Here is a 23,647-nt window from a genome sequence, read left to right on the forward strand (position 1 = left end):
AACAGTCTGCGTCGAGATGAAGAACATTTGTCTTCAAGACGGCTGTCTGGGAAGGAGTAGCAATATTTAGGCGTCGCTGTCGGCTAGGACGCAACGAATGAACCCGTCGATGCGCGCTGTCGGCTGGCTGCTCGCGTTTGCCATCGTCGTCGCCGGCGCGGTACCGTGGTTTCTCTGGGGGAACAGCCAACTGATCGGTGGCCTCCCGCTGTGGCTGTGGTGGCATATCGGCTGGATGATCGTCGCCACCGCCGTCTTTGCGGCTTTCACCCGCCACGGCTGGGATCGGTATCTGGGAGGCATCGATGCCTAACCCGGCCCTGCTGTCCGGCGGCGGGCTGTCGACAGCGGCGACATCGGTTGAGTTGCTGGTCGTTGTGGGCTACCTACTTGTCGCCCTCCTGGTTGGGCTCCTTGCCTACCGGCTGACCGGCACCGACGCCGAGGACTACTACCTGGCGAGCCGATCGCTCGGCACGCTCGTCTTACTGTTTACGACGTTTGCGACGTTGTTGTCGGCGTTTACCTTCTTTGCGGGCCCGAATCTCGCGTACGCCCAGGGCCCTGAGTGGATTCTGGTGATGGGAACGATGGACGGGATCCTCTTTGCGATCCTCTGGTATCTCATCGGCTACAAACAGTGGCTGATCGGCCAGCAACACGGCTACGTCACGCTGCCGGAGATGCTCGGAGATCGTTTCGGTTCCACCCGGCTTCGCGGGCTGGTGGCAGGCGTGAGCCTGTTTTGGCTCTTTCCGTACGTGATGCTCCAACAGATGGGCGCCGGCGAGGCGTTGGTCGGCCTCACCGACGGCGCGGTGCCCTACTGGGGTGGGGCCGCGCTGATTACCGTCTTCATGATCCTCTATGTCGGTCTGGCGGGGATGCGCGGGGTTGCCTGGACGGATACGATCCAGGGGCTGTTCATGCTGGGCGTGATCTGGATCGCTGTCGCATGGGTGTTGTCGGCGATCGGCGGGCCCGCGGTCGCCGCCGCGGGACTGGAGGCGAACAACCCGACCTTCCTCGCGTTGGGGAGCAGCTTCTACACCCCACAGTATATCATCTCGACGGCCGTTGTCATCGCCTTCGGGGTGACGATGTTTCCACAGATCAACCAACGGTTCTTTGTCGCCGAGTCGGCAGCAGTGCTAAAGCGATCGTTTACGCTGTGGCCGGTGTTGGTGCTGCTGCTGTTCGTCCCGGCGTTCCTGTTGGGGACATGGGCGGCTGGCCTCGGGGTGAGTGTGCCCGAGGGCGCGAACGTACTACCGGTGTTGCTTGGGGAGTACACCCCGGCGTGGTTCGCCGCGCTCGTGATCGCCGGCGCGATGGCGGCGATGATGTCGTCGTCGGATTCGATGCTGTTGTCGGGCTCGTCGTACTTCACACGGGATCTCTACCGGCCATTTGTCGAGCCCGCCGTGACAGCCGACCGGGAAGCATGGCTCGCCAGAGGCGGCGTCGTCGCCTTCGCAACCGGAACCTTCCTCGCCAGTCTCACCCGCCCGGGGACGCTGATCCAGGTCGGCAGCACCGCTTTCGGCGGTTTTGCGCAACTCGCGTTGCCGGTCATGGTCGCCCTCTACTGGCCGAAGACAACGCGACTCGGGATGCTTGCCGGGATCGGCGGGAGCCAACTGCTGTATCTGAGTCACGTCTTCGTGCCGACGGTACCGATCGATGTCGGTGGCGTCACCATCGCGCTGTTTGCGCGAACGTACGGTGGCTGGGACGTTGCTCTCGCTGGGATGGCACTAGGGGCGGCACTAACCATCGGTGTCTCGTGGGTGACCACAGCCGGCATCGACGAAGCAGCCGAGCGATTCGTCGTCAGCGCGGATTGAGGCGACGCCAGCCGGCACGATCCGATACTGGGGTTCTGTCTGTCGACTCCGAGAGACAGGTGACCATCGGGTACGGTGAGCATGTGTGGTGACTAATGGCACATATAGCACACATGGCACACATAACACACAATAGAACAAACCCGTTTTGTGCTAATATATCAGACAATAGCAGCTGTTTCAAATCTTATCCCCAAAATACCTGAACAACTATTACTGTTTTTGCCCAAAAACTTATTACTCGTTGACTGCTTGTTCCAGCCGCAAGGGCGAAAGGATTGACGTATGAGTTCAACAAATCTCCACGGCACCGGGCAGTCGACGATGACGCCGACAGCCGGGCCGACCGATCCGACCGGCGAGGGCGCAACGATTCCGGAAACGATCCCACAGGCCGAACGGACGGTCTACCGGGACAGCGACACCGTCATTCGGATCCATCCAGCAACAGCGGGCGACGACGCGCTGTGTGTCACGCTGTACGTCCCACTTGATGAGGTGACGGCGTCGATGACGCCAGCACATGCCTCCATCTGGCGCGAGCAGTCCTTCGAGACCGGCGCAAACACCGTTGATGCACTCCCAGCGGAGCTGTACGAGCTGTACAGAGAGACGGTCACCGAACTCACCGAGCGGTTCGCCGTCTCGATCAGCGAGCCGACGAGCGGCTACGGGCGGTGTCACCGTCGTCACGACGGCCCCGAGATCGTCTCCTTCCGCACACGGCTGCGGTAGCCGTAAAACTGCGGGGCTTGTTGGGGAGTATCCCCAGACTTATTTGGGTATACATCGCACCTTCGCTATGGTCTATCGGTGGCGGTCTCGGCAGGCTGCCTACACGGTGTGGGGAGCCCAGCGAGAGCCGATGGCCGAGGAGATCAAGCAGCATCTCTTCGACCATCACCAGGATTATCTATCGCATGAGGATCCGGGCGTCAGCTGGGAGTGTCCCTACTGCGATCGATCGGAGATCAGCTACGACGAGGAAAAGACGATCCAGCATTTCAAAGACCACCTCTTCGAACACGAAGACCAGTTCATCGAGTCGGGCGTCCACGTCGCCGACGACATCGACCGGTCGGGTAATATTCTTGTGAAGGCACCACAGGGCAGTCCGGGCATCAAAAACGCCCGGATTCACTTTCTCGCGCCGGGCGATATCGTCATCCTCGTGACGACGAATCCGGCAGCAAGACTCCGGTTGCTGCGGGAAGAACTCGGCAGTTGGCCGGCGCTGACGGTCGTGTTGACAACGAAGGATAACCCCGCCGAGGACATCGCCGGGCTGGATGTCTCCGATGTGCCGATCGAGATCGTAAAGCTCAGCAAACGACTCAGCCTCTCGAAGCTCGGCAATACGATCTCACAGGTACTCGACGAACATGGCCGCTCGGAGGGGCGGATCACCGTCGAGTTCGACATCCTCTCGGAGATCATCGACAAGTTCGGCGAAAAGCCCGCGTTCAAATTCCTCCAGATCCTGACCAACCAGTTCAAAACGGTCGGCGGGATCGCCTACTATCCGCTGGATCCCGACGCCCACGACAAATCAACGCTCAGTCTCCTCAACGACTCCTTTGATCTCGTGATCCGAGCAACCGAAACCAACTTCATCGCCGACAAGGATAATCGCTGATCCCCACGAGAGCCGGCACACAGATTGATTTCACTGGAACCCCATAGTTGGGTATGCACCTCTTTTGGCACCGACGGGATCTCCGGGTTCCAGACAATCGCGGGCTGGCGGCGGCGACAGCCGACGACACGACACTGCCGGTGTATATCGTCGATCACGACATGCTTGCGCGGCTCGGCCGGCGACAGCGCGCATTTATCATCGACGGCGTCCGCGCGCTCAAAGCTCGCTACCGCGAACTCGGCAGCGATCTCCTGATCAGAGAGGGCACACCAGCGACAACACTCCCGTCGGTAGCCGAGCGCTACGACGCCGACACCGTCTACTACAATCACCACTACCGGCCGGCGCGACGACATCGCCACCAGCAGGCCGACGAACAGCTACCGACAGCGAGTGTGATCGATCTCACGCTCGTCGATCCCGCAACGCTGGCCCCGTCGTATCCGAATCACAGCCAGTTTCACAACGACTGGGAAGCCGAGCCGAAGCCGACGCCGGCGACCGTCCAGACGGACGCATTGGCCGCTATCGACGATGCGACAACCATCGATGATATCCCGATCAGCGACGAAGCCACCGTTGACGACGAAGCCCCTGACTCGGGTGCAGTCAATATCGATCGGCCACCAGCCGGCTACGCTGCCGCCCGAGACCGATACGACACGTTTCTGGCCGATGGGATCGAGACCTACAACGATACCCGCGATGACATGCAGGCCGCGGTGGAGCGACCGGTCGGGGCGGTCTCGCGGCTCTCACCGTATCTCGCCGCCGGTATGATCGGAATCCGTGAGGTATGGGCCGATGCAACCGAGCGATACAACGCCGCCGAGGGAAACGCCGCTCGCAAAATCGACAAATACCGGTATGAGCTCTCCTGGCGGGAACAAAACTACCACCTCCTGCACTACAATCCGACGCTGCTGACAGAGAACTACAAATCCCTCCCCAACCGGATCGCCTGGGAGAACGATCCCGACGAGATCGCCGCCTGGAAGGCCGGCGAGACGGGGTATCCGCTCGTCGACGCCGGGATGCGACAGCTGAATCAGGAGGGGTATATCCACAACCGACCCCGGCAGAACGTTGCCTCGTTTTGTACCAAACACCTCCTGATTGATTGGCGGATCGGCGCGCGGTATTTCGCCGAACAACTCCTCGATCACGACCCCGCAAACAACTACGCCAACTGGCAGTGGATCGCCTCGACCGGCACCGACAGCGTCGACGTGCGGATCTTCGATCCCGTCGCCCAACTCTCAAAATACGACGCCAACGCCGACTACGTCGCCGAATACGTCCCGGAACTCCGCGGGGTCGCCAGCGACGCGATCGTCGAGTGGCCGACGCTGTCGGCGGCAACGCGAGAGCGGCTGGCCCCCGACTATTCGGAGCCGATCGTCGACCGGGATGAAGCCTACGAGCGCGCCCAGCGAGTCTTCGAGACGGCGCTCGGCAAGCGATAATCCGCGGGCTGGTCAGGCCGGGCCGAGAAGTGGTCGTGCCAGCCGCCGGAGCAGGCTAGTGAGTCCACCGATGGCCAGCCGACCAACGCCGGTGACACCGAGCTGACGCGTGTTGAGTCCATACCGGGGTGGCTCATCGGCGGCCGCCGCCGTCTTGTCGGCGGTTGAATCGGCTGGCGGGTCGTCGACACGGACGATCGGCCCGTCGTCGCCGGAGAGCTCGATCGCCGCCTGCACCTGGCGTTCGGTGAGATCGCAACGGGCGGCAATCTCGGAGACGGTCTTCGGGCCGGCTTCGAGCGTGTCGGCGATGCGGTTGAGACGTAGCATCCGAAGCAGGAACGCACCGGGATCGAGATCGTCGACCGGATCGGTCTCGGTATCGGCGGTGTCGTACGCGAAGTCGACACGGGCGTCCAGTAGCAGCCAAAGCCCCCCGAAGACAGCCACAACGGGGGCCCACAGCGTCCAGCGCAGCGGCGGCTGCCGAAACTCGGCGACGAGCCAGACGAGACTGATAGCAAGCAGCACCACCGCCAGGCCGACCGTCACCCAGCGATTGTCGATGCCGGACGTGTCGATGAGGAACTGGCGGGTTTCAGTGATGAGAAACGCGGTCGCCAGCCCGGCGACAAGGGCGACGTTGCCGGTAAAAACAATGACGCCACCAGCCACAAGGAGATACACCAAGAGTGTCCGGAGTGACACGCGTTGTGTAACGCGGGCGGTGAGTGTGGAGGGCATACAGAGGGCTATCGGTCGTGTCGAATAAATGGACTGTTACCCCGACTGGTTTGCCTGCCGTTTGCGTTTGATCCGGCGGTGCATCGCTCGTTCGATGATCGTGCCGTCGCCGAGTTCCTCATCGGGGTAGGGGTAGGTGCGGTCGCAGGCGTCACAGACCCAGACGTGTTCGGTCAGAATGACCCATTTGGGCACCGTTTGAATCCCGAGGGCATGCTTGTCGTGGGGGCAGTACGGCCCATGCACGTAGGTGTAGGCGGTATCGTTGGCACTGTAATCGGACGACCGCCACTTGCCGTACTCACCCTGCCAGAGGACATCAAAATACTCCAGTTCGGCGGTCGTATACACCGTTTCGGGCTGATCTTTGGCACTGAACGAGTGTGGGTCGACAGTTTCGGTCTGCTGTTGCTGTCGGGACGATCGGTACTGAGAGACAGCAAAGCCAAACAGCCCCAGATAGACAAGCACTGACACCACCAGCGAGATGGCGATTACCGTCGGCAACATCGCGGAGATGGGTGCCGACGGGCGGTCAGTGCGCGGTACATAGGTGTTCGTTACCGGGTAGCACTCAAAAATACTCTGTTCGACACCACGCGTCGCTGCCGGGGAGTGTGTCGCCAGCGAGCAGTCGCTCGGTAGTTGTGAACGGTGGGTAGAAATGGGCCGGCACGAATTTGAATCACGGTCGCTCCCGCTGGTCGCTCTCTGATGCAAATTCGGCGTGATTCACACACCCGCACCACAGACTCGTCACTCCGTTCCTCGTTGTGATGTGGGAGAAGTGGGCCGGCACGAATTTGAATCACGGTCGCTCCCGCTGGTCACGCCCTCATTCAAATCGTGTGTGTTCAATACACCCACCGTTCGTAGTGCCTCGCTCGCGGCACTGCGTGCCGCAGTCGCTCGGCGGTGGTGAACGGTGGGTAGAAATGGGCCGGCACGAATTTGAATCGTGGTTACGGCCACCCGAAGGCCGAAGGATACCAAGCTACCCCACCGGCCCGCACTCATCGGCACGCCGCGGCCGAATTTAACCGTTATGATCGGCCCGACTCAGTACTCGGTGTAGCCGGCGGTATCCAGCCAGTTGTGGGCCACGGTGATCGTCTGATCGGCGTGCAGCGTCTCGGGGCCAACCCGAAGGCGCTGCTCGGCCTGGGCGGCCAGCAACTCGGCCTCGCGGTCGGTGAAATCGTTGTGATCAGAGAGCACGAAGACCGGATCGTCCGGGGGTGACGCCTCCGGGAGCGGCGTGCCCTCGGCGTGCAGGTGAACGACCGTTCCGTCGCTGGCAACGTCGTCAAGCGTCGCCTCGAAGCCGAGACGGTAGAGTTCCATTCCAGGGGAGACCTCAGCAGGCAGATGACCGATCGCGTCCGCCCGTTGGTCGAGAGCGTCCCGGATTCGGGCGGCGATGGTTCGCTCGTCGGGGTAGAGTCGCCGGAGGGTATTGCTGTCGAATCGAAGCGTGTACTCGTCGCTCACGACAAGGTGAATCCGCACATCGTCGCGGATGCCATGAGAGAGAAACACCGCCGCGCCGACGCAGCGACAAAGCACGTCGAGGCGGCCGGCTCCCGAGAGGTTGTCCAGCGAGAAGTCGGCTGTCGTTGGGGCGTCGTGACCGAGCACAATGAACTGACGCATACCGGGGCGTCAACAGCGAGGGGTTTAGTGTCGACTACTCACGGTGACCGCGGCAGCACCGACACACAGTAGCCAGTAGCAGGTTTGGCAATATTTACGCTCAGATCCCGACGACAGTATATGAACTAAATATATTAGCCAGCTTACAGTCATTATTCATCAGTATTTCCGGTTTAAATCTGCGTTATCAAAATCAACGCCTAGTAACGTAAGTTAAATTGATTGCGAACAAATGTACGAGATATGAGCAACTACGCCGATTCCTTTGGGGAAGGCGGGATGAACGATCAGGTTGATGTCGACTCACTCATGCGGGAGATCGGGATCGACCGCGGGGAGATCGAATGGCGAAAGGATTTCGTCAACTTCGACGAGGAAGATGTCGCACGACTGACCAACCTTCGACCGCTGTTTGAGGCTCACACCGAGGATATCGCCGAACTATTCTACGAGAATCTCACCCAGTACGACCAGACCGTCGAGGTGATCGGTCGCTCGGAGAAAAACGTCGAACAGCTGAAAGAGACTCAGCGAGCATACTTCGCCACGCTGGCCGGCGGCGAGTACGACTACGAGTACTTCACAAACCGCGCGCGGATCGGCAAACTCCACGACCTGTTGGAGATGCCGATGAAGCAGTACATCGGCCAGTACGGCGTCTACTACGACCTCATCCTCCCGTTGCTCACCGAGCGGACGACCGACCAGCTGACCGATCGGATTCAGGGGGCCGTCGACGAGACCGCCAGCGACGACGAGATCGAGAGGATCGTCGAATCGGAGATCAATGAGCTCAGAGCCGATATCACCAGCGTCCTCCGGATCATCAACCTCGATATGCAGGTCGTCGCCGACACCTACATCCACTCCTACGGCCAGAAGCTAGAGCGGGAGATCGAGCAACGCGAGCAGTTGGCCCAAGAGGTCGAAAGCGATCTCGAAAAACCACTGACCGATCTCCAGCGATCCTCCACCGAGGTCGCCCAATCCGCACAGGATATCTCCGATCTCACCGGCGAGCAATCCGAGCGCATTCATTCCATTTCCAGTGAAGTCTCCAATATGAGCGCGACCGTCGAGGAGATCGCCGCCTCCGCCGACGAGGTCGAGAACAACAGCGAACGCGCCCGCAATCTCGCCGAGCAGGGTGAGGACGCCGCCGACGACGCCATGGGTGTCATGGACGACGTGGGGGAGGCGGTCGATGAGGTCTCAACCGATGTGGACGATCTCCAAGCCCGCGTCAGCGAGATCAACTCCGTCGTCGAGGTCATCAACGATATCGCCGAACAGACCAACATCCTCGCGCTCAACGCCTCGATCGAGGCCGCCCGCGCCGGTGAGGCCGGCGAAGGGTTCGCCGTCGTCGCCGACGAGGTCAAATCGCTGGCGACGGACTCCCAAGACCGCGCCCAGGAGATCGAGGATCTCGTCACAGCGATCGAGAAGGATACCGAACAGACCGTCGACAGCCTTGAGACGACGACCGAGCAGATCGACCGCGGCGTCGAGCGCGTCGCCGAGGCGATGGAACTGCTCGGCGATATCACCGAAGCCGTCGAGGAGACCGCCGACGGGATCCGTGAGGTGTCGGATGCAACCGACCAGCAGGCCGCCAGCTCAGAGGAGGTCGCCAGCATGCTTGACGAGCTTGTCGAACAGGCCGACACCGTCGCCGCGGAGGTCGAAGAGATCGCCGCCGCCAACGAACAGCAGGCCGACACCATCGAAGATGTCTCCGACGCCGTGAGTCGGTTGACAGAGTAGCCGCGCCGCCCGCTTGTTTCTCTGCTTCAGTCAGTCAGCCCGTAGCCGCGTTTGAACAGCCAGACGTTGAGCGCAGCGACGACGGCCGTTCCGCCGGTCAACAGTGCCAGCGAGAGTTGTGGATCGACCTCCGAGACGCCGAGGAAGCCGTACCGCACGCCGTTGACCATGTAGACCATCGGGTTTAGCAGCGAGAAATCACGGAGCAGCGGCGTCAGATCCTCAAGTGAGTAGAAGACGGCTCCAAAGAACACCAGCGGGCGGAGCAGGAACTGGTTCATCATCGTCAGGTCGTCGAAATCCTCCGCCAGCAGGCCGCCGACGATGCCGAGACTCGAAAACAGCATCGTGATCACCAAGAGGAAGGCGACCAGATAGAGCGGCTGCTCGACAGGAACCGGCTGGTAGAGCCCGCCGATGATGAAGAAGCCGAGCACGCCGATCAGCGTCCCGACCAACACGCCCCGCAACGCCGACGACAGCAGGTACGCCCACACCATCTGGGTGTACGACAGCGGCGAGGTCAGCGTCTCGTCGATATACTCGTTCCAGCGGCCGTGGAAGATCGAAAACGAGGCGTTCTCGAAGGCGTTCGACACCGCACCGAGGACGACGAGGCCAGGGAGGATGAACAGGATGTAGGGAACGCCGATGATCTCGCCGACGCGACTGCCGAGAACGACGCCGAACACCGAGAAGTACAGGACGTTCGTGATAAACGGGGGGACGAAGGTATTCTTCGGTCGGCGGACGTACCGGAGGATCTCGCGTTTGACCAGCGTGTAGAAACCCGTTGGAATGCCCGCAGCGGCGGCCGCGCGGTCGACGACGCTCATCGCTGGCCTCCATCGGGAGCGACCTGCTGTTCAGCCCGCGGGGAGTCTGTGTCGCTGTCGTCACCATCGGCGTCAGCATCGCTGTCGCCATCGCCCGCGTCGCCAGCAGCGGTGTCGCCGTCGTCGTGGCGCGTCATCTCGACGAAGACCTCCTCAAGAGAGGTGCGGGTGATTTCGAGATCGACGATCTCGATCCCTTCGCGGTCGAGTTCACGGACGAGTTGTGGGGCGACCAGCCCGCCGTTGCGAGCGGTGACGGTGAGTTGGTGGCCGTCGCGGTCGATGGCCTCAACGCGGTCGTCGCCGGCGAGCAGGTCAGGCAGCGTCGCTGGGGGCTCGCGAAGTTCGACCACGATCTGGTCGGTGCCGCGATCCTTCAGTTCGTCTGGTGTCGCCACCGCCCGCACCTGCCCGGAGTCGAGGATCGCGACCTCATCACAGAGACGTTCAGCCTCCTCGATGTAGTGGGTCGTCAGCAGGATGGTTTTCCCTTGGTCGTTGAGATCGGTGACCAGTTCCCAGAGGTCACGCCGGAGTTGCACGTCGACGCCGGCTGTGGGTTCATCGAGAATGAGGAGATCCGGATCGGTTATGAGCGCCCGCGCCAGCAGGAAGCGGCGTTTCATCCCGCCTGAGAGCCAGTCGAAGCGGGTGTCGCGTTTGTCGTAGATGCCGACCTGTTTGAGCACCTCATCGGCCCGTGCTTTGGCCTCGCTGGCGGGGATGCCGTGGTAGCCGGCTTTGTGCTCTAGGACTTCGCGGATCGGGAAGAACCGGTCGACGTTGAACTCTTGGGGGGCCAAGCCGATGGCGTTGCGCGTCTGTTGGTAGTCGGCCTCAACGTCGTGGCCGAAGACGCGGGCGGTGCCGCCGGATTTCCGGACGAGGCCGACGAGAATGTTGATAAACGTCGTTTTCCCCGCGCCGTTGGGGCCAAGCAGGCCGAAGAAACTCCCCTCAGGGACAGTTAACGAAACGCCGTCAAGGGCAGTTACATCGTCGTACTCCTTGCGGAGGTTTTCGATATCGAGGGCTGGCTGGCCACTCATTGTCTGCCCTCCTTGTCGGGTCGCGTTGGCCGTCTCATCGCGGCTTGCTGCGGTCGATTGTGACAGCAAGTAGAAAGAGGGGTCGTCCGGTTGGCTCCATCCATATCGTGATACTACAATACAGCAGGTAGGCGTAAATGCCCCCCGATCCGTGCGGCGGCGACCCACGGCGACGAAGGGCAAGACAATTGTCGCCGCCGCCGTTGCCGACTGTATGGACTTCCTTGCCGAGGCCCGCACGGTCATCGACGCCGGCCCGGTCTGTGATAGCTGTCTGGGCCGCGTGTTCGCCGACCGGAGCTTCGGGCTCTCGAATGCCGACCGCGGCGAAGGGGTGCGAACCGCCGTCGCGCTCGCCGACGACGAGCCCTACGAGGCGGTCGCCCCTGCAGACTGCTGGGTTTGTGATGGCGAATGCGACCGCTTCGAGGAGTGGGCCGATCGGGCGGTCGCCGCCGTCCAGACCGTCGAGTTCGACACCTATCAGGTCGGCACCCGAACACCGCCGCTGATCGAGGAAAACGACCGCCTGCTGCGCGAGGACGCCGGGCTCGATCCGGACGCCGGCGAACTGTTCAAATCGAATTTCAACCGGGAGGTTGGCAAGCGAATCGGTCGACAAACCGATACCGAGGTCGACTTCGGCCGCCCCGACATCCAGTTCACCCTCGATCTCGCCAATGATCGCGTCGACAGCCAGATCAACTCCGCGTTCGTCTACGGCCGGTATCGCAAGCTCGGACGCGATATCCCCCAGACGGAGTGGCCCTGCCGGAAGTGTCACGGCAGCGGTCGGCGGCGCGGCGAGCCGTGCGATCACTGCGACGGCGAAGGGTATCTCTACCCCGAAAGCGTCGAGCAGTTGACCGCGCCCGTCGTCGAGGAGGCGATGGAGGGCACCGACGCAACGTTCCACGGCGCGGGCCGGGAGGATGTCGACGCCAAGATGCTCGGCACGGGTCGACCGTTCGTGATCGAGGTCGAAGAACCACACCGCCGCCGGGTCGACACCGACGAACTGGAAGCCGACATCAACGCCTTCGCCGACGGGAAGGTCGAAGTCGAGGGGCTACGGCTGGCCGGCTATGAGCTGGTCGAACGCGTCAAGGAACTCGACGCCTCGAAAACCTACCGGGCCGCCGTCGAGTTCGATGCCGACGTGAGCGAATCCGCGCTCGTAGACGCAATCAGCGAGATCGACGGCGCAACGATCGAACAGGAGACCCCACAGCGCGTCGACCATCGGCGAGCAAGCAAGACCCGAACCCGCGAGGTGCTGTCGGCGAGCGCGGAACACGAGGACGCCCGCCATGCGACTGTCGACATCCACGGGGAGGGCGGCCTCTACATCAAGGAGCTGATCTCCAGCGACGACGGCCGAACCGAGCCAAGTCTCGCCGGTATTCTCGGCGTCGACGCGACGGTGACCGCACTTGATGTGCTCGCCGTCGAGGGCACCGAGGAGCCCTTCGAGCGCGAGGAATTTTTCATCGATAGCGACGAGGACGACACGTAGACAGCGATGTCACCGTATCAGATCGGCGTTGACGAAGCCGGTAAAGGGCCGGTCTTGGGCCCGATGGTCGCTGCCGCAGTTCGCGTTGATGAGACCGACCTCCCCGGCGGGATCGACGACTCGAAGCGACTCACCGCCGCAAAACGCGAGTCGATAGCGACCCAGCTCCGAGAGTCGCCGGCGGTCGCCGTCAGCCTCGGCGTCATCACCACCGACGAGATCGACGACCCCGAAACGGATATGAACAGCCTGACGGTGGCTGCACAGGTGCGAGCACTCAGCGACGTTGCAGCCGATAGTGACCACGCGCTCGTCGACGCCGGCGACGTGTCGGAATCACGGTTCGCGCGTCGTGTTGTCGACGGTGTCGCCGATAGCGGCGTTGGGATCGATGTAACAGCCGAGCACGGTGCCGACGAAGCCAGTCGGCTGGTGGGCGCTGCCAGCATCGTCGCCAAAGTTGAACGCGACAGCCGGATCAACGCCCGCAACGAGGAGTACGACGGCGACATCGGCAGCGGCTACCCGAGCGATCCGACCACCCGCGCGTTTCTCGCCGACTACGTCGACCGCCACGGTGAGCTGCCGGCCTGTGCGCGTGCGTCGTGGGCGACCTGCGAGGACGTGTTGGCCGCCGCCGAGCAGTCCGACCTGGGGGAGTTTTAGCGAAACGGCGGCAGCCGCCAGCCGTAGGCGATCAACAACAGGACACCGACAGCACCGACACCAAACGCTGCCGGTGGTGCGTCGATAGCGATCAGGATCCCGACAACGGTTGCGATGCCGATGCCACCTATCACAAATCCGCTGCCGAACTGCGAGATCGCTCGCAGCACGCCACCAAGGCCAGTAGCATCCTGCTGTTGGAGCTCTTCACGAACCACCCGTCTGACCGCGGCTTCGGTCTCGAGATCAAGCGCTGTGTCGTCGTCAGTGGAGGGCATGAGCGGGGCTTTGACAGCGAACAAAAAGAGCGTAGGGGTCAGCGTTCCGTCAGGAGATTCCGCAGGATGTCGCCGTAGGCCGGCCGGGTGACGAAGACACCGACCAGCACGCCGAGGATCGTGAAGATGGCAAAGCCTTCCAGATCACCCAACGAGAGCACCGCCAGCGGCGACATGGCGATGATCGTGGTGGCGGCGGCGACGCCAATCACCCAGAAGGCCTTCTTGAACCGCGAGCTGAAGACACGGCGGCTGGAGACATCGCCCTCGGCCATCACCCCATCGGCGATGATCACGAGGTCGTCGACCCCGGTGCCAAGGACGGCGATAAAGCTCGCAATGACCGACAGATCCAGCGGGTATTGCAGATAGGCGGCAAACCCGAGCAGGATCAACACCTCGGAGAACGCCGTCAAGATCATCGGTAACGCGACCTGGGGTTCGCGGTAGCGGGCGAAGACGACGCCGGAGACCGTGAGAATAGCGAGAATCCCGATGATCAGCGAGTCGGTGCGGAAGTTCTCACCCTGGGTCGGTGAGATGAAGGAGGTGGTTCCCTGATCGATGGCGTACTCCGCGGGGATATCACCCGCACGGAGATTGATGGCGATCTCTTGGGCCTCCTCGAAGGAGGTCGTCGTCAACACGAAGCTTGGACTTCGGGCCCAGTCGCCGGTTCGCATGCTGTTTGCGAGGTCGCCGTTCATCCCGAAGGAGTTGATGACCTCGCCGTCGACGACGAGTTGGAGACACGGATCAGTGTTCTGTGGGTTCTCCTCGTAGCGACAGGTCGAACCACCCTGTTGGGCGACGCCGGTCTCAACAACGGTCGACTGGAATGTTTCAGCGATGCCGTTCTCCTGCCGGATCGAGACCGGAACGCGTGGGTTCGGGCTGCGGTCGTCGGGTTGGCGAGCGTTGCTGATCGAGGCGAAGTCATTCTGCGTCAACACGGCGCGTTCGGTGGTGTACTCGCCGTCGCCGTTGTTATCATGGTAGATGTCGATCCGAACGTTCCCGCGTTGCTCGATCAGGTCGATCACATCGCTTCGATCCTGTCCCGGCACCTCGACCAGGATAAAGAAGCCGGTGCCGTCGGTGATCTGCTGGACGCTCGCTCCCGAGAGCCCGGCCTGATTGACCTTCCCTTCGATGACGTTGATCGCCTCATCGCGGGTCTCTTGCGTGAGGCCATCGCGGATCGTCTCGTAGCTGTAGCCCGTCGCGTCGAGGGCGTCGGCGAACTGTGATTCCGAGATGTCGGGGTTGACGACCTCAACGGTCGGCCCGTTGATCGTCCCGCGTCTGACTGTCACATCAGTCGTATCGCTGTCAGGGAGTTCGGCGGCGACGGCGGCCGCGACATTGGTGGTTGATTCGTCGCCGATGTCGACGGCTTCGGCGGTCATCCCGATCAACGGCGCGCGGATGCGGGTGCCGCCGGCGAGATCAAGGCCGTACTGCAGGTTTGTGAGCCGATCGCCGGTGGTCGCGTTCTCACCGCCGACGTTTGTCTGTGGGGCCATCGTCGGCGAAAACACCACAAACAGCGAGATGAGCAGGATGACCGCCAGCAGCGTCAGCCGCCAGTTGGATTTGAGCTTCTCGATCATGCTTTCACCCCGCGGTTGACATACCAGCGCAGCAGACTCACGTTCAACAGATAGGTGTTCATCAGATCGGCAAGCAGGCCGACAACGAGGACGATCCCGATGGCGGTCATGATCTGAATCCCGAAGAGATACGCTGCGACGGTCATCACGGCCATCGCCGCGATCGAGGTCAGCGTCATCGTCACCCCGGTTCGCATCGCCCGGCTGGTCGACTCATAGAAGTCGCCGGACTCCCGGAGAATGCTGTTGTTAAGCAGGATATCCGAGTCGACGCTATACCCGATCAACATCAGCAACGCGGCGACCGTCCCGAGTGAGAGGTTGATTCCAAGCAGGTTCATCATCGCCAGCGGCAACATGACATCCGAAAACGCCGAGGCAATGACCGCGATTGAGGGCGCGATGCTGCGGAACATCACGAACACCAGCACGCTCATCCCGAGGAAGGCAACAAGAACGCCGCCGAGAGCGATCGTTTGGGTGTTCGCCCCGAAACTCGGCGACACCGAGGAGCTGGCCTGGATCGAAAAGCCGGCCGCCTCAGCCTGTTGTTCTAAGACGCTGAGTTGATTGCTGCCGTCAGGCGTCTCGACAGCCCCCTCGGAGAACGTGAGAATGTAGGTGCCGTCGGCGGCAATCTGCCGGACAGATGAGGGTTCGGCGCTGAACGCCGTTTCAATCTGTTGGGCGGCGTTGCCGCCGGGGTCATCGATCCGAATCTCCGAGCCGCCGACGAACTCCAAGCCGAGATTCGCCGGCGCGCCGGTAAACAGATACCAGCCACCGATCACGAGCAGCGCGACCGCGAGCAACGCCAGCGGCACCGCCACCAGTTGGCGGTTCGAATACTGGGTGTAGTCGACGGTCGGTACCGAAAGCTGAGCCATATTGTCGGTGGAATACAGGCTTGAATAAGCCTTCTCATATTCCGGAAGCCAAACACGGGGGTAGCGACGGTCTGGGGCGGACTACGGCAGGTATCGAACGCTGACGACGCCCGGTTCCGATCGAACCTCGACGCGATTGACGCCCAGCCGGGCGGCCCGCGACAGGGTCGCCTCCCGATCATCAACCACGTCGGCAACGGCGGTAGCGGTGTCATCGTCCGGAACGGTAAGAACGTGCAGCTCGCCGATACCAGCCCGCGGCTCGGTCGTCAACTCGCCAATCGGCTGCTCGGCAGCCAACTCCTGTTCGCGGGCGGTCGGCGGCTCCGCGCTTTCCTCGATCGACAGCGACCGTCGCTCGTCGATCTCAGTGAGTTGCCACGAGACCGCCATCGGCGGGTCAGGGGCGACCGTTCCCTCAATAGCATCGTCGACCTCAACGCCGGGGTTCGAGGCGAGCGTGTGTACCTGGCCGTCGTGGACATCCTTCAGCACGGCCGAGTCGTCGTCAGCATGGGTGACGAGAAACGTGCTCTCCTTGGGGTCAGTCGTCGACTCGTCGGTCATACACACCGGTAGCAACGGGAGCGTGTTGTCGGTTTCGACCCACAGGAGCACACCTACGCTATCGTGAGAGGGCGTAGTGGACGGCAGCCATCACGCCCAACAGCCCGGCCGGCGGCGCGATCGCGCCGGGCTGTGGGATCGCATACAGGATAGCAACGATCGGGGCGGTGAGGCCGCTCGGTTGCGGGCGGGTGACTACCTCACCGTCGAGGGTGAACGACTCGGGCATCGAGATGATCGCCGCGACGTACAGCGAAATCAAGAAGGCGTAGCCGAGTGCCGCCATGATTGTGTCGTAGCGAGGGTGATACGACAGCCCCTTGCGGTGTTTGCGGGCGACCAGCAGCGTTGGCGCGAGCAGCGGCCCAGCGGTGAACAGCCCGACGACGGCGATAAACGTCCGCGACAGCGTCAGCGATCCACCCGGCGTTGCTGCGGTCTGGCCGATCCAGACGACCAACGCGAGCGTGAACAGGCCACCGATGAACAGCGCGGCCAGCGTGCCAACGATAACGTAGAGCCGGAAAAACAGCGAGTCACCCTGCCGGAAGGCGTAGGGGAACGCACCGATGACGCCGCGGTAGGCCTCAGCCATTGTCGACAGTAGCATCGCCGACGAATTAAACGCCGCGGGATCGACCGCCGGCCACACGCAGGCGAAGACGGGTGTTTTTCATGTCCCGGCCGCGAAACGCGATCAATGAGTCTCATTGCGTTCGATTTCGATGGCACCCTGTCGGATTCGGAGATGACCGTGCTACTGGGCGAAAAGCTCGGCGTCGCCGACGAGATGGCCGACATCACCGAGCGAGCGATGAACGACGAACTCAGCTACGCCGAGAGCCTGCGCAGTCGCGCTGAGCTACTGACCGGGCTGAGCAAGACCGACGCCGATGACGCCTACAGCGAGGTCGTCCTCCGGCCCGGTGCTGCCGACGTAATCGACCGCCTGCGAGAGGCTGGCCACACGGTCGCCATCTTCACCGGTGGCTTCGAGCGCGGCGTCGCACACGCCCTCGACGACGCGGGCACCGAGGTCGACCACATCGTCGCCAACGCCCTGCCAATCGAAGACGGCGAGTTGACTGGCGAGGTCACCGGCCCGCTCATCGAGGGAACGAAAGACGACCAACTCGAAGCACTCGCCGGCGATCTCGGCGTCGACATGGACGAGACGGTCGCCGTTGGCGACGGCGCGAACGACCTGCCGATGTTAGAGGTCGCCGGCCTCGCGGTCGGCTTCGAGCCGAAACCGGCCGTCGAACCCGCCTGCGACGACGTGGTGGCGACGATGGCGGAGTTAGGCGACCTACTCGAATCGCGCGGTGTCCTGTCGGCGGCCGTCGACAACAGCTAACGAGTCGATCGCACGCCCCGAATTTGTCACCCTTGCCGTTGTCTTACCACTATGGAGTCCACATGGCACCGCGATTCGGCTGTCGGCCGGCTGACGATGACGCTGCCGATCGCCGTGATCGCACTGATGATCCCGGTTGGGCTGTTTCTTGAGGAGCTCCCGAGAGCCATCCGCTTTGCGCCGTTTGTGGTGAGCGTCGGGCTGTTCGGCCTCCCGCACGGCGCAGTTGATCATCTGATGCCGGTGCGGCTCAGCGACGCCTCGCTGAAACGGTCGCTGGCGGTCGTCAGCGTTGTCTACGCCATCTTGGGTGGGCTGTATCTCGCGGTCTGGGCGGTCTCGCCGGCTGTCGCGCTGGTGGCGTTTATCGGGATGACGTGGTTCCACTGGGGACAGGGCGATGTGTTCGCGTTGCGGGCCTTCGGCGAGGCCGACCACATCCGGACGCGAAGCGACCGCTGGGCGTCGCTGATCGTCCGCGGCGGGCTGCCGATGTTGGTGCCGCTGCTCGGCCAGCCCGAGGGCTACCAGCGCGTTGTCAACGGCATCATCGAGTTGTTCGATCCGACGGCGACAGCCGCGCTAGCCCCCTTGTTTCGGCTGGACACGCGCCTGGCGCTGGGGGTCGGATTCGGGGTATTCACCCTCAGTAGCCTGCTGTGGACGGCTCGCCATGTGTGGAAGAGTGACATATCCGCGGTCGGGATCACGTGGGACGCAGTGGAAATCGGGGTGCTGTGGGTGTTCTTTTGGCTCGTTCCGCCGGTGTTTGCGGTCGGGCTCTACTTCGCCGTTTGGCACGCCGTCCGGCATATCGGTCGGCTGGCAATCGTCGATCCCGAATCTCGGGATGCACTCGACGCGGGCGAGTGGCCGACTGCACTCTGGCGGTTCTATCGGGATGCGACGCCGCTGACGATAGCGTCGCTCGCGCTGTTCGCCGGGCTGTACGTCTGGGTGCCGACCGACGGCTCGCTGAACGCGTTGCTGGCGATCTATCTCGTCGGCATCGCTGTGTTGACGCTGCCGCACGTCGCCGTGGTGACGTGGATGGATCGCCAGCAGTACGGAGAAGCGTATTACTGATCGATACGATCAGCCAAGCAAATTAGGTCGATTGACCGACCAGCAGAATTCCTGGCGGACTGAAAGGGCGAGGCGGTTTCGACAAACCCCGGCGATGTAAGCACCGCAGTGAGCGAAGCGAACGAGGAGCGCAGCGAGCCGCGGGAGTCGAGACCGCCGAGGGCTTTCTACACTTCTCGGCTGCTTCCAAATTTAGACACTACTACTTCACTTCCACCCTGCTCGGCGAACGCTTAACCGCGACGCTTCCTAACCGCAACCAATGGCGGCCACTGAGGACGTTGGCTACATCGAGCATCCGCTGCTCGCCGAGGAGTTCATCGAGCGGCGGCTCTACCAACTCCAGTTGGCCGACGCCGCGAAACAGGGCCACACGCTCGTCTGTCTGCCGACCGGGCTCGGGAAAACGACGGTCAGCCTGCTGGTGACGGCCGAGCGGCTCCAGGCGGTCGGCGGCACCGCCCTCCTGCTCGCGCCGACGAAACCGCTCGTCTCCCAGCACGCCGACTTCTACCGCGACGCCCTACAGATTCCCGACGACGAGATCGTCGTCTTCACCGGCGAAGTACGGCCCGAAGACCGTGCCGAACTGTTCGACTCAGCCAAAATCGTCATCGCCACGCCGCAGGTGGTCGAAAACGACCTCGTCGGCAACCGGATCTCACTGGCCGACGTGACACATCTCACCTTCGACGAGTGCCACCGCGGCACCGGCGACTACGCCTACGTCTACATCGCCGAGCGGTACCACGCCGACGCTGACCAGCCGCTCGTGACGGCGATGAGCGCGTCGCCGGGCGGCACGAAGGAAGACATCGAGATCATCTGCGAAAACCTCGGCCTCGACGGCGTCGAAGTGATGACCGAAGACGACGCCGACGTTGACGAGTTCACCCACGACACCGATGTCGAGTGGAAACGGATCGACCTCCCACAGGAACTGCTCGATATTCGGGACGGCCTCAACGAGGTAATTTCGGATCGACTCGAACAACTGCGCGAACTCGGCGTGACGAAGGCGACGAGCCCCGATATCTCCCAGAAACAGCTCAACAAGATCAGTGCAGAGCTGCGAAAACTGATGGACAACGACCAGTCGGAGGGGTATCAGGGGATGTCAACACACGCCGAGATCATGAAGCTCCGGCGGGCGGTCACGCTGGTCGAAACCCAGAGCGTCGAATCCGTGCGGCGGTATTTCGAACGCCAGCGCAACGCCGCCGAGAGTTCGGGTGCCTCGAAGGCCAGCCAGCGACTCGTCGCCGAGCCGAAAGTCCGCGAGGCAATGCGCAAAATCGAGAGCTTCGATGACCGCCACCCAAAATTCTCCCAGACGCGAATCCTGCTAGCCGAGACGCTGGGCATCAACAACGGCGAGCGCGTGATTGTCTTCACCGAGTCGCGGGACACCGCCGAAGCCCTGACCGAATTCTTGGGCCAACATTTCGATACCCAACGCTTCGTCGGCCAAGGCGACAAGGAAGGCTCCGACGGGATGACCCAGACCGAACAGCAGGAGACCTTAGACCGGTTCCGCAACAACGAATTTGATGTCCTGGTCTCGACCTCAGTCGCCGAGGAAGGGCTTGACGTGCCGGAGGTCGATCTCGTGCTCTTCTACGAACCGGTGCCGACGGCGATTCGGTCGATCCAGCGGAAAGGGCGAACAGGCCGGCAGACGACCGGCCGCGTCGTCGTCCTGCTGGCCAACGATACCCGCGACGAGGCGTACTTCTGGATCGCCCGCCGCAAGGAGAAACAGATGGAGTCGGAGCTTCGGAAACTGAAGGGCGTCGCCGACGAGGTCGAAGAGGAGTTAGACGACGACCAGTCCGCGCTCGATCAGTTCGACGACGGCGACGCGAGCAAGGGTGATGGAGAGACGACAGCGACACCGGCCACCAACGGGAGTGGTAGCAGCGACGCCGAGAGCCAGCCCGGCTTAGCGGATTTCGGCGAAGTCGAGGATGAAGACGAGCCAGACGAGACCGACGAGGAACAGGCCACCGAGAGCGACGCCAACGCTGTCGACGGGAGCGACGCCGAGAGCGAGGATAGCGATGGCACTGACAGCACCGACGACGACACTGAGGAAATCGTTGCCAACGCCGGCACCGACACCGACGAGGTCGAAATCGTCGCCGACCAACGCGAGTTGGAATCGACGGTCGCCCGCGACCTCTCGAAGCGCGAGGGGATCACGACCCGCCTCGAAACGCTGGCGGTCGGCGACTACGTGCTCTCGGATCGCGTCGCCGTCGAGCGCAAGTCGGTCGCGGACTTCCTCGATACGCTCACCGGCGGCGACCGCTCGATGTTCGAGCAGGTCGGCGACCTCGTCCGCAACTACAGCCGCCCCATCGTCATCGTCGAGGGTGACGACCTCTACGGCGAGCGCAACGTCCACCCGAACGCGATCCGCGGCGCGCTGTCGAGTCTCGCCGTCGATTTCAACGCGAGCATCCTCCGGACGGCGGACGAAAGCGAGACCGCTGAACTGCTCGATACAATCGCCCGACGCGAGCAGGAGACACGCGACCGAGAGGTCTCAGTCCACGGCGAGAAGAGTACGAAAACAACCGCCGAGCAGCAGGAGTACGTCGTCGCCTCGATCGCCGACATCGGCCCCGTCACAGCCCGGTCGCTGCTGGAACACTTCGGTACCGTCGAGGCCGTGATGACCGCACGGGAAGATGATCTACAGGAAGTAAGCGGCGTCGGCGAGGTTACTGCGGAGAAAATCCGGGAAGTCGTCGGCGACGAGTACGAGCCTTAGTTGAATTCGAGGGCGCGCAGCGTCTCGGCGGCCTCGCGAGCGGCCGACAGGAGTTCCTTGGCACGGCGTGGGTCGTCAGTCTCGGCCGCACGCTGGGAGAACCGCGTGACGGTGGCCGCAAGCGACTGCCGAGCGTCGCTAAGACCGCTATCGCCAGCGGTTGTCGACGATGACGGCTGCGACGGCTGTGGCGTCGATTGCGACGATTGCGTGGCGGTCGGTTGCGACGACTGCGTGGCCGGCGACTGTGACATGCTGGTGGGCTGATTGTCGGCTTGTGTCGGCTGGCCGTTCGTCGCGGGCTGGGTTGGTGTCGACTGATTCGGCTGTGACGTGGTACTGGCGGACTGGTCAGGTGTCGACTCGGCGTTCGCGGGCTGTGGCTGATCAGCGTCGCCCGCCTGGTCAGGAGTGGGCTGCTGTGTTCCGTCGCTCTGGGCGGCTGGCTGCTGGCTGTCGGCTTGACAGGTCGGACAGAACGTCTGGCCGTTGTGCCGGAACAGGGGATCACCGCAGGCATCGCAGTGCTGGTTTGTCATCGTCGCCCCCTTCAGCAGTAGCTCGCTCATCCGCTTGGTGTTAGCTCGCTTGTCCTCGTCGTCGGCGTACTTCTTCCGGAGCTTCTCGCGTTCGGCTTCCTTATCGAAGTCGCTCATAAGCGAGAAAACGGACGGACACCGGAAAAACACAGCGGCTCGGTAGAACGAGAGTGTGCAAAGAAACGGCTGATTGCCGCGAGTACGTGTAGAAAGCCCTCGGCTCTCTCGGCTCCCGGGACTCGCTGCGCTCCTCGTTCGCTTTGCTCACTGCGGTGCTTGCGTCGTCCGGGTTCGCCGGGAGAGCCTCGCCCTTTCAGTCCACCAGGGATTCAGCTGGTTAGCCGGCCGATCCAGCCGCTTGATTGGTCGTCTCAGGACAGTAGAGGTGAAATCACCGAAACGCTTACTCGAAATCCGGGCGCATACAAAACCATGACAAAAGTGTCAATCGTCGGTGCCGCCGGCACCGTCGGCGCGGCAACAGGCTACAACCTCGCACTTCGAGATGTCGTCGACGAACTCGTCTTCGTTGATATCCCCGATATGGAAGACGAGACGGTCGGCCAAGCCGCCGACACGAACCACGGGATCGCCTACGACTCCAACACGGTCGTCCAGCAAGGCGAGTACGCCGATACCGCCGGCTCCGATGTGGTCGTCATCACCGCCGGCATCCCGCGCTCACCGGGAGACACCCGGCTGGATCTCGCCGAGGATAACGCGCCAATCATGGAGGATATCAGCGCGTCGTTGGCCGAACACAACGACGAATTCATCACTGTCACAACCTCGAACCCGGTCGATCTGCTGAACCGGCACCTCTACGAGACGGGTGACCGCCCGCGAGGCCACGTCATCGGCTTCGGCGGCCGACTCGACTCGGCGCGGTTCCGCTACGTCCTCAGCCAGCGATTCGACACCCAAGTGCAAAATGTCGAAGCGACGATCCTCGGCGAACACGGCGACGCGCAGGTACCAGTCTTCTCGAAGGTGCGCGTCGACGGCCACGATCCCGACTTCGATGACGGCGAAAAAGACGAGATCCTCGCCGACCTCCAGCAGTCGGCGATGGACGTAATCGAGCGAAAGGGCGCGACCCAGTGGGGGCCGGCAACGGGCGTCGCCCACACCGTCGAAGCGATCCTCAACGATACCGGCGAGGTACTGCCCTGCTCGGTCGTCCTCGACGGTGAGTTCGGCCACGACGACACCGCCTTCGGCGTCCCCGCAAAACTCGGCAGCGACGGCGTCGAGGAGGTTGTCGAGTGGGGCCTCGACGACTACGAGACGGAACTTATGGATGATGCCGCCGAGAAGTTGCGGGATCAGTACAACCGGATCGCTTGAGCGTGCGGCAGAGA

General features: G+C 62.6%; 23 protein-coding genes and 1 tRNA gene. 12 read left to right on the top strand and 12 right to left on the bottom strand.

Features of this window, described 5'->3' with window-relative positions:
- Positions 1-97 precede the first annotated feature (97 nt).
- The 5 genes from DM826_RS12065 to DM826_RS12085 all read left to right on the top strand — a co-directional run bounded on the left by DM826_RS12065 (position 98) and on the right by DM826_RS12085 (position 4,952).
- Positions 98-313, top strand: coding sequence for a DUF3311 domain-containing protein (locus DM826_RS12065; protein ID WP_120103670.1), 216 nt, complete (start codon positions 98-100; stop codon positions 311-313).
- Entirely contained in the window at positions 306-1,847 is a 1,542-nt protein-coding gene (locus DM826_RS12070; protein ID WP_120103671.1) for a sodium:solute symporter family protein, read from the top strand. The genes DM826_RS12065 and DM826_RS12070 overlap by 8 nt, the downstream gene beginning before the upstream one ends.
- A gap of 285 nt (positions 1,848-2,132) precedes the next feature.
- The gene (locus DM826_RS12075) at positions 2,133-2,582 is read left to right on the top strand and encodes a hypothetical protein (RefSeq protein ID WP_120103672.1); all 450 of its coding nucleotides are present in this window, start codon (positions 2,133-2,135) and stop codon (positions 2,580-2,582) included.
- Positions 2,583-2,649: 67 nt separating this feature from the next.
- Positions 2,650-3,483, top strand: a complete 834-nt coding sequence (locus DM826_RS12080) for a DUF7504 family protein (RefSeq protein WP_120103673.1) — start codon at positions 2,650-2,652, stop codon at positions 3,481-3,483.
- A gap of 53 nt (positions 3,484-3,536) precedes the next feature.
- Complete coding sequence (locus DM826_RS12085) at positions 3,537-4,952, top strand: cryptochrome/photolyase family protein (protein ID WP_120103674.1); 1,416 nt, start codon at positions 3,537-3,539, stop codon at positions 4,950-4,952.
- 12 nt (positions 4,953-4,964) lie between these two features.
- Here DM826_RS12085 and DM826_RS12090 read toward each other — a convergent pair whose 3' ends face one another.
- The 4 genes from DM826_RS12090 to trmY all read right to left on the bottom strand — a co-directional run bounded on the left by DM826_RS12090 (position 4,965) and on the right by trmY (position 7,349).
- Positions 4,965-5,696: a hypothetical protein gene (locus DM826_RS12090; protein WP_120103675.1), complete on the bottom strand. Its 732-nt coding sequence runs from the start codon at positions 5,694-5,696 to the stop codon at positions 4,965-4,967.
- A 36-nt stretch (positions 5,697-5,732) separates the two neighbouring features.
- Entirely contained in the window at positions 5,733-6,206 is a 474-nt protein-coding gene (locus DM826_RS12095) for a hypothetical protein (protein ID WP_120103676.1), read from the bottom strand.
- A gap of 426 nt (positions 6,207-6,632) precedes the next feature.
- A tRNA-Pro gene (locus DM826_RS12100) sits at positions 6,633-6,705 on the bottom strand.
- Positions 6,706-6,755: 50 nt separating this feature from the next.
- Entirely contained in the window at positions 6,756-7,349 is a 594-nt protein-coding gene (gene trmY / locus DM826_RS12105) for a tRNA (pseudouridine(54)-N(1))-methyltransferase TrmY (protein ID WP_120103677.1), read from the bottom strand.
- A gap of 243 nt (positions 7,350-7,592) precedes the next feature.
- On the opposite strand from trmY, the gene DM826_RS12110 reads away from it, so the two are divergent.
- Positions 7,593-9,116 (top strand): globin-coupled sensor protein, encoded by a 1,524-nt coding sequence (locus DM826_RS12110; RefSeq protein WP_120103678.1) that lies wholly within the window; start codon positions 7,593-7,595, stop codon positions 9,114-9,116.
- Between the two features lie 26 nt (positions 9,117-9,142).
- Here the strand turns inward: DM826_RS12110 and DM826_RS12115 are convergent, their stop codons facing one another.
- Complete coding sequence (locus DM826_RS12115; protein ID WP_120103679.1) at positions 9,143-9,952, bottom strand: ABC transporter permease; 810 nt, start codon at positions 9,950-9,952, stop codon at positions 9,143-9,145.
- Positions 9,949-11,001, bottom strand: a complete 1,053-nt coding sequence (locus DM826_RS12120; protein WP_120103680.1) for an ABC transporter ATP-binding protein — start codon at positions 10,999-11,001, stop codon at positions 9,949-9,951. Before DM826_RS12120 ends, DM826_RS12115 begins: the two co-directional genes overlap by 4 nt.
- A 214-nt stretch (positions 11,002-11,215) precedes the next feature.
- Here DM826_RS12120 and DM826_RS12125 point away from each other — a divergent pair, with 214 nt between their 5' ends.
- Complete coding sequence (locus tag DM826_RS12125) at positions 11,216-12,517, top strand: tRNA pseudouridine(54/55) synthase Pus10 (protein ID WP_120103681.1); 1,302 nt, start codon at positions 11,216-11,218, stop codon at positions 12,515-12,517.
- 6 nt (positions 12,518-12,523) lie between these two features.
- On the top strand, positions 12,524-13,183 hold the full coding sequence (gene rnhB, locus DM826_RS12130) for a ribonuclease HII (protein ID WP_120103682.1): 660 nt from the start codon (positions 12,524-12,526) through the stop codon (positions 13,181-13,183).
- Here rnhB and DM826_RS12135 read toward each other — a convergent pair.
- The 5 genes from DM826_RS12135 to DM826_RS12155 form a co-directional block, all read right to left on the bottom strand.
- A complete protein-coding gene (locus DM826_RS12135) occupies positions 13,180-13,461 on the bottom strand; it encodes a hypothetical protein (RefSeq protein WP_120103683.1) in 282 nt (93 codons plus the stop codon). The genes rnhB and DM826_RS12135 overlap by 4 nt on opposite strands.
- Before the next feature lie 38 nt (positions 13,462-13,499).
- Positions 13,500-15,071, bottom strand: coding sequence for a preprotein translocase subunit SecD (locus tag DM826_RS12140; RefSeq protein WP_120103817.1), 1,572 nt, complete (start codon positions 15,069-15,071; stop codon positions 13,500-13,502).
- Positions 15,071-15,961, bottom strand: a complete 891-nt coding sequence (gene secF, locus DM826_RS12145) for a protein translocase subunit SecF (protein WP_120103684.1) — start codon at positions 15,959-15,961, stop codon at positions 15,071-15,073. The genes DM826_RS12140 and secF overlap by 1 nt, the downstream gene beginning before the upstream one ends.
- An 81-nt stretch (positions 15,962-16,042) precedes the next feature.
- Positions 16,043-16,528 (bottom strand): DUF5812 family protein, encoded by a 486-nt coding sequence (locus DM826_RS12150; RefSeq protein WP_120103818.1) that lies wholly within the window; start codon positions 16,526-16,528, stop codon positions 16,043-16,045.
- 58 nt (positions 16,529-16,586) lie between these two features.
- Positions 16,587-17,123, bottom strand: a complete 537-nt coding sequence (locus tag DM826_RS12155) for a hypothetical protein (protein ID WP_120103685.1) — start codon at positions 17,121-17,123, stop codon at positions 16,587-16,589.
- A 105-nt stretch (positions 17,124-17,228) separates the two neighbouring features.
- Between DM826_RS12155 and serB the strand changes: the two genes are divergently transcribed.
- From serB to DM826_RS12170, 3 genes are all read left to right on the top strand, one after another.
- Positions 17,229-17,885, top strand: a complete 657-nt coding sequence (gene serB / locus DM826_RS12160) for a phosphoserine phosphatase SerB (protein WP_120103686.1) — start codon at positions 17,229-17,231, stop codon at positions 17,883-17,885.
- 51 nt (positions 17,886-17,936) lie between these two features.
- Positions 17,937-18,971, top strand: a complete 1,035-nt coding sequence (locus DM826_RS12165) for a Brp/Blh family beta-carotene 15,15'-dioxygenase (protein ID WP_120103687.1) — start codon at positions 17,937-17,939, stop codon at positions 18,969-18,971.
- Between the two features lie 262 nt (positions 18,972-19,233).
- A complete protein-coding gene (locus DM826_RS12170) occupies positions 19,234-21,747 on the top strand; it encodes a DEAD/DEAH box helicase (RefSeq protein WP_120103688.1) in 2,514 nt (837 codons plus the stop codon).
- On the opposite strand, the gene DM826_RS12175 is transcribed toward DM826_RS12170, so the two are convergent.
- Positions 21,744-22,403 (bottom strand): Sjogren's syndrome/scleroderma autoantigen 1 family protein, encoded by a 660-nt coding sequence (locus tag DM826_RS12175; protein WP_120103689.1) that lies wholly within the window; start codon positions 22,401-22,403, stop codon positions 21,744-21,746. The genes DM826_RS12170 and DM826_RS12175 overlap by 4 nt on opposite strands.
- 315 nt (positions 22,404-22,718) lie before the next feature.
- On the opposite strand from DM826_RS12175, the gene mdh reads away from it, so the two are divergent.
- Positions 22,719-23,633: a malate dehydrogenase gene (gene mdh / locus DM826_RS12180; RefSeq protein ID WP_120103690.1), complete on the top strand. Its 915-nt coding sequence runs from the start codon at positions 22,719-22,721 to the stop codon at positions 23,631-23,633.
- The last annotated feature ends 14 nt before the right edge of the window (positions 23,634-23,647 follow it).

It is taken from the genome of Halonotius aquaticus, from assembly GCF_003605575.1.
Taxonomy (GTDB): domain Archaea; phylum Halobacteriota; class Halobacteria; order Halobacteriales; family Haloferacaceae; genus Halonotius; species Halonotius aquaticus.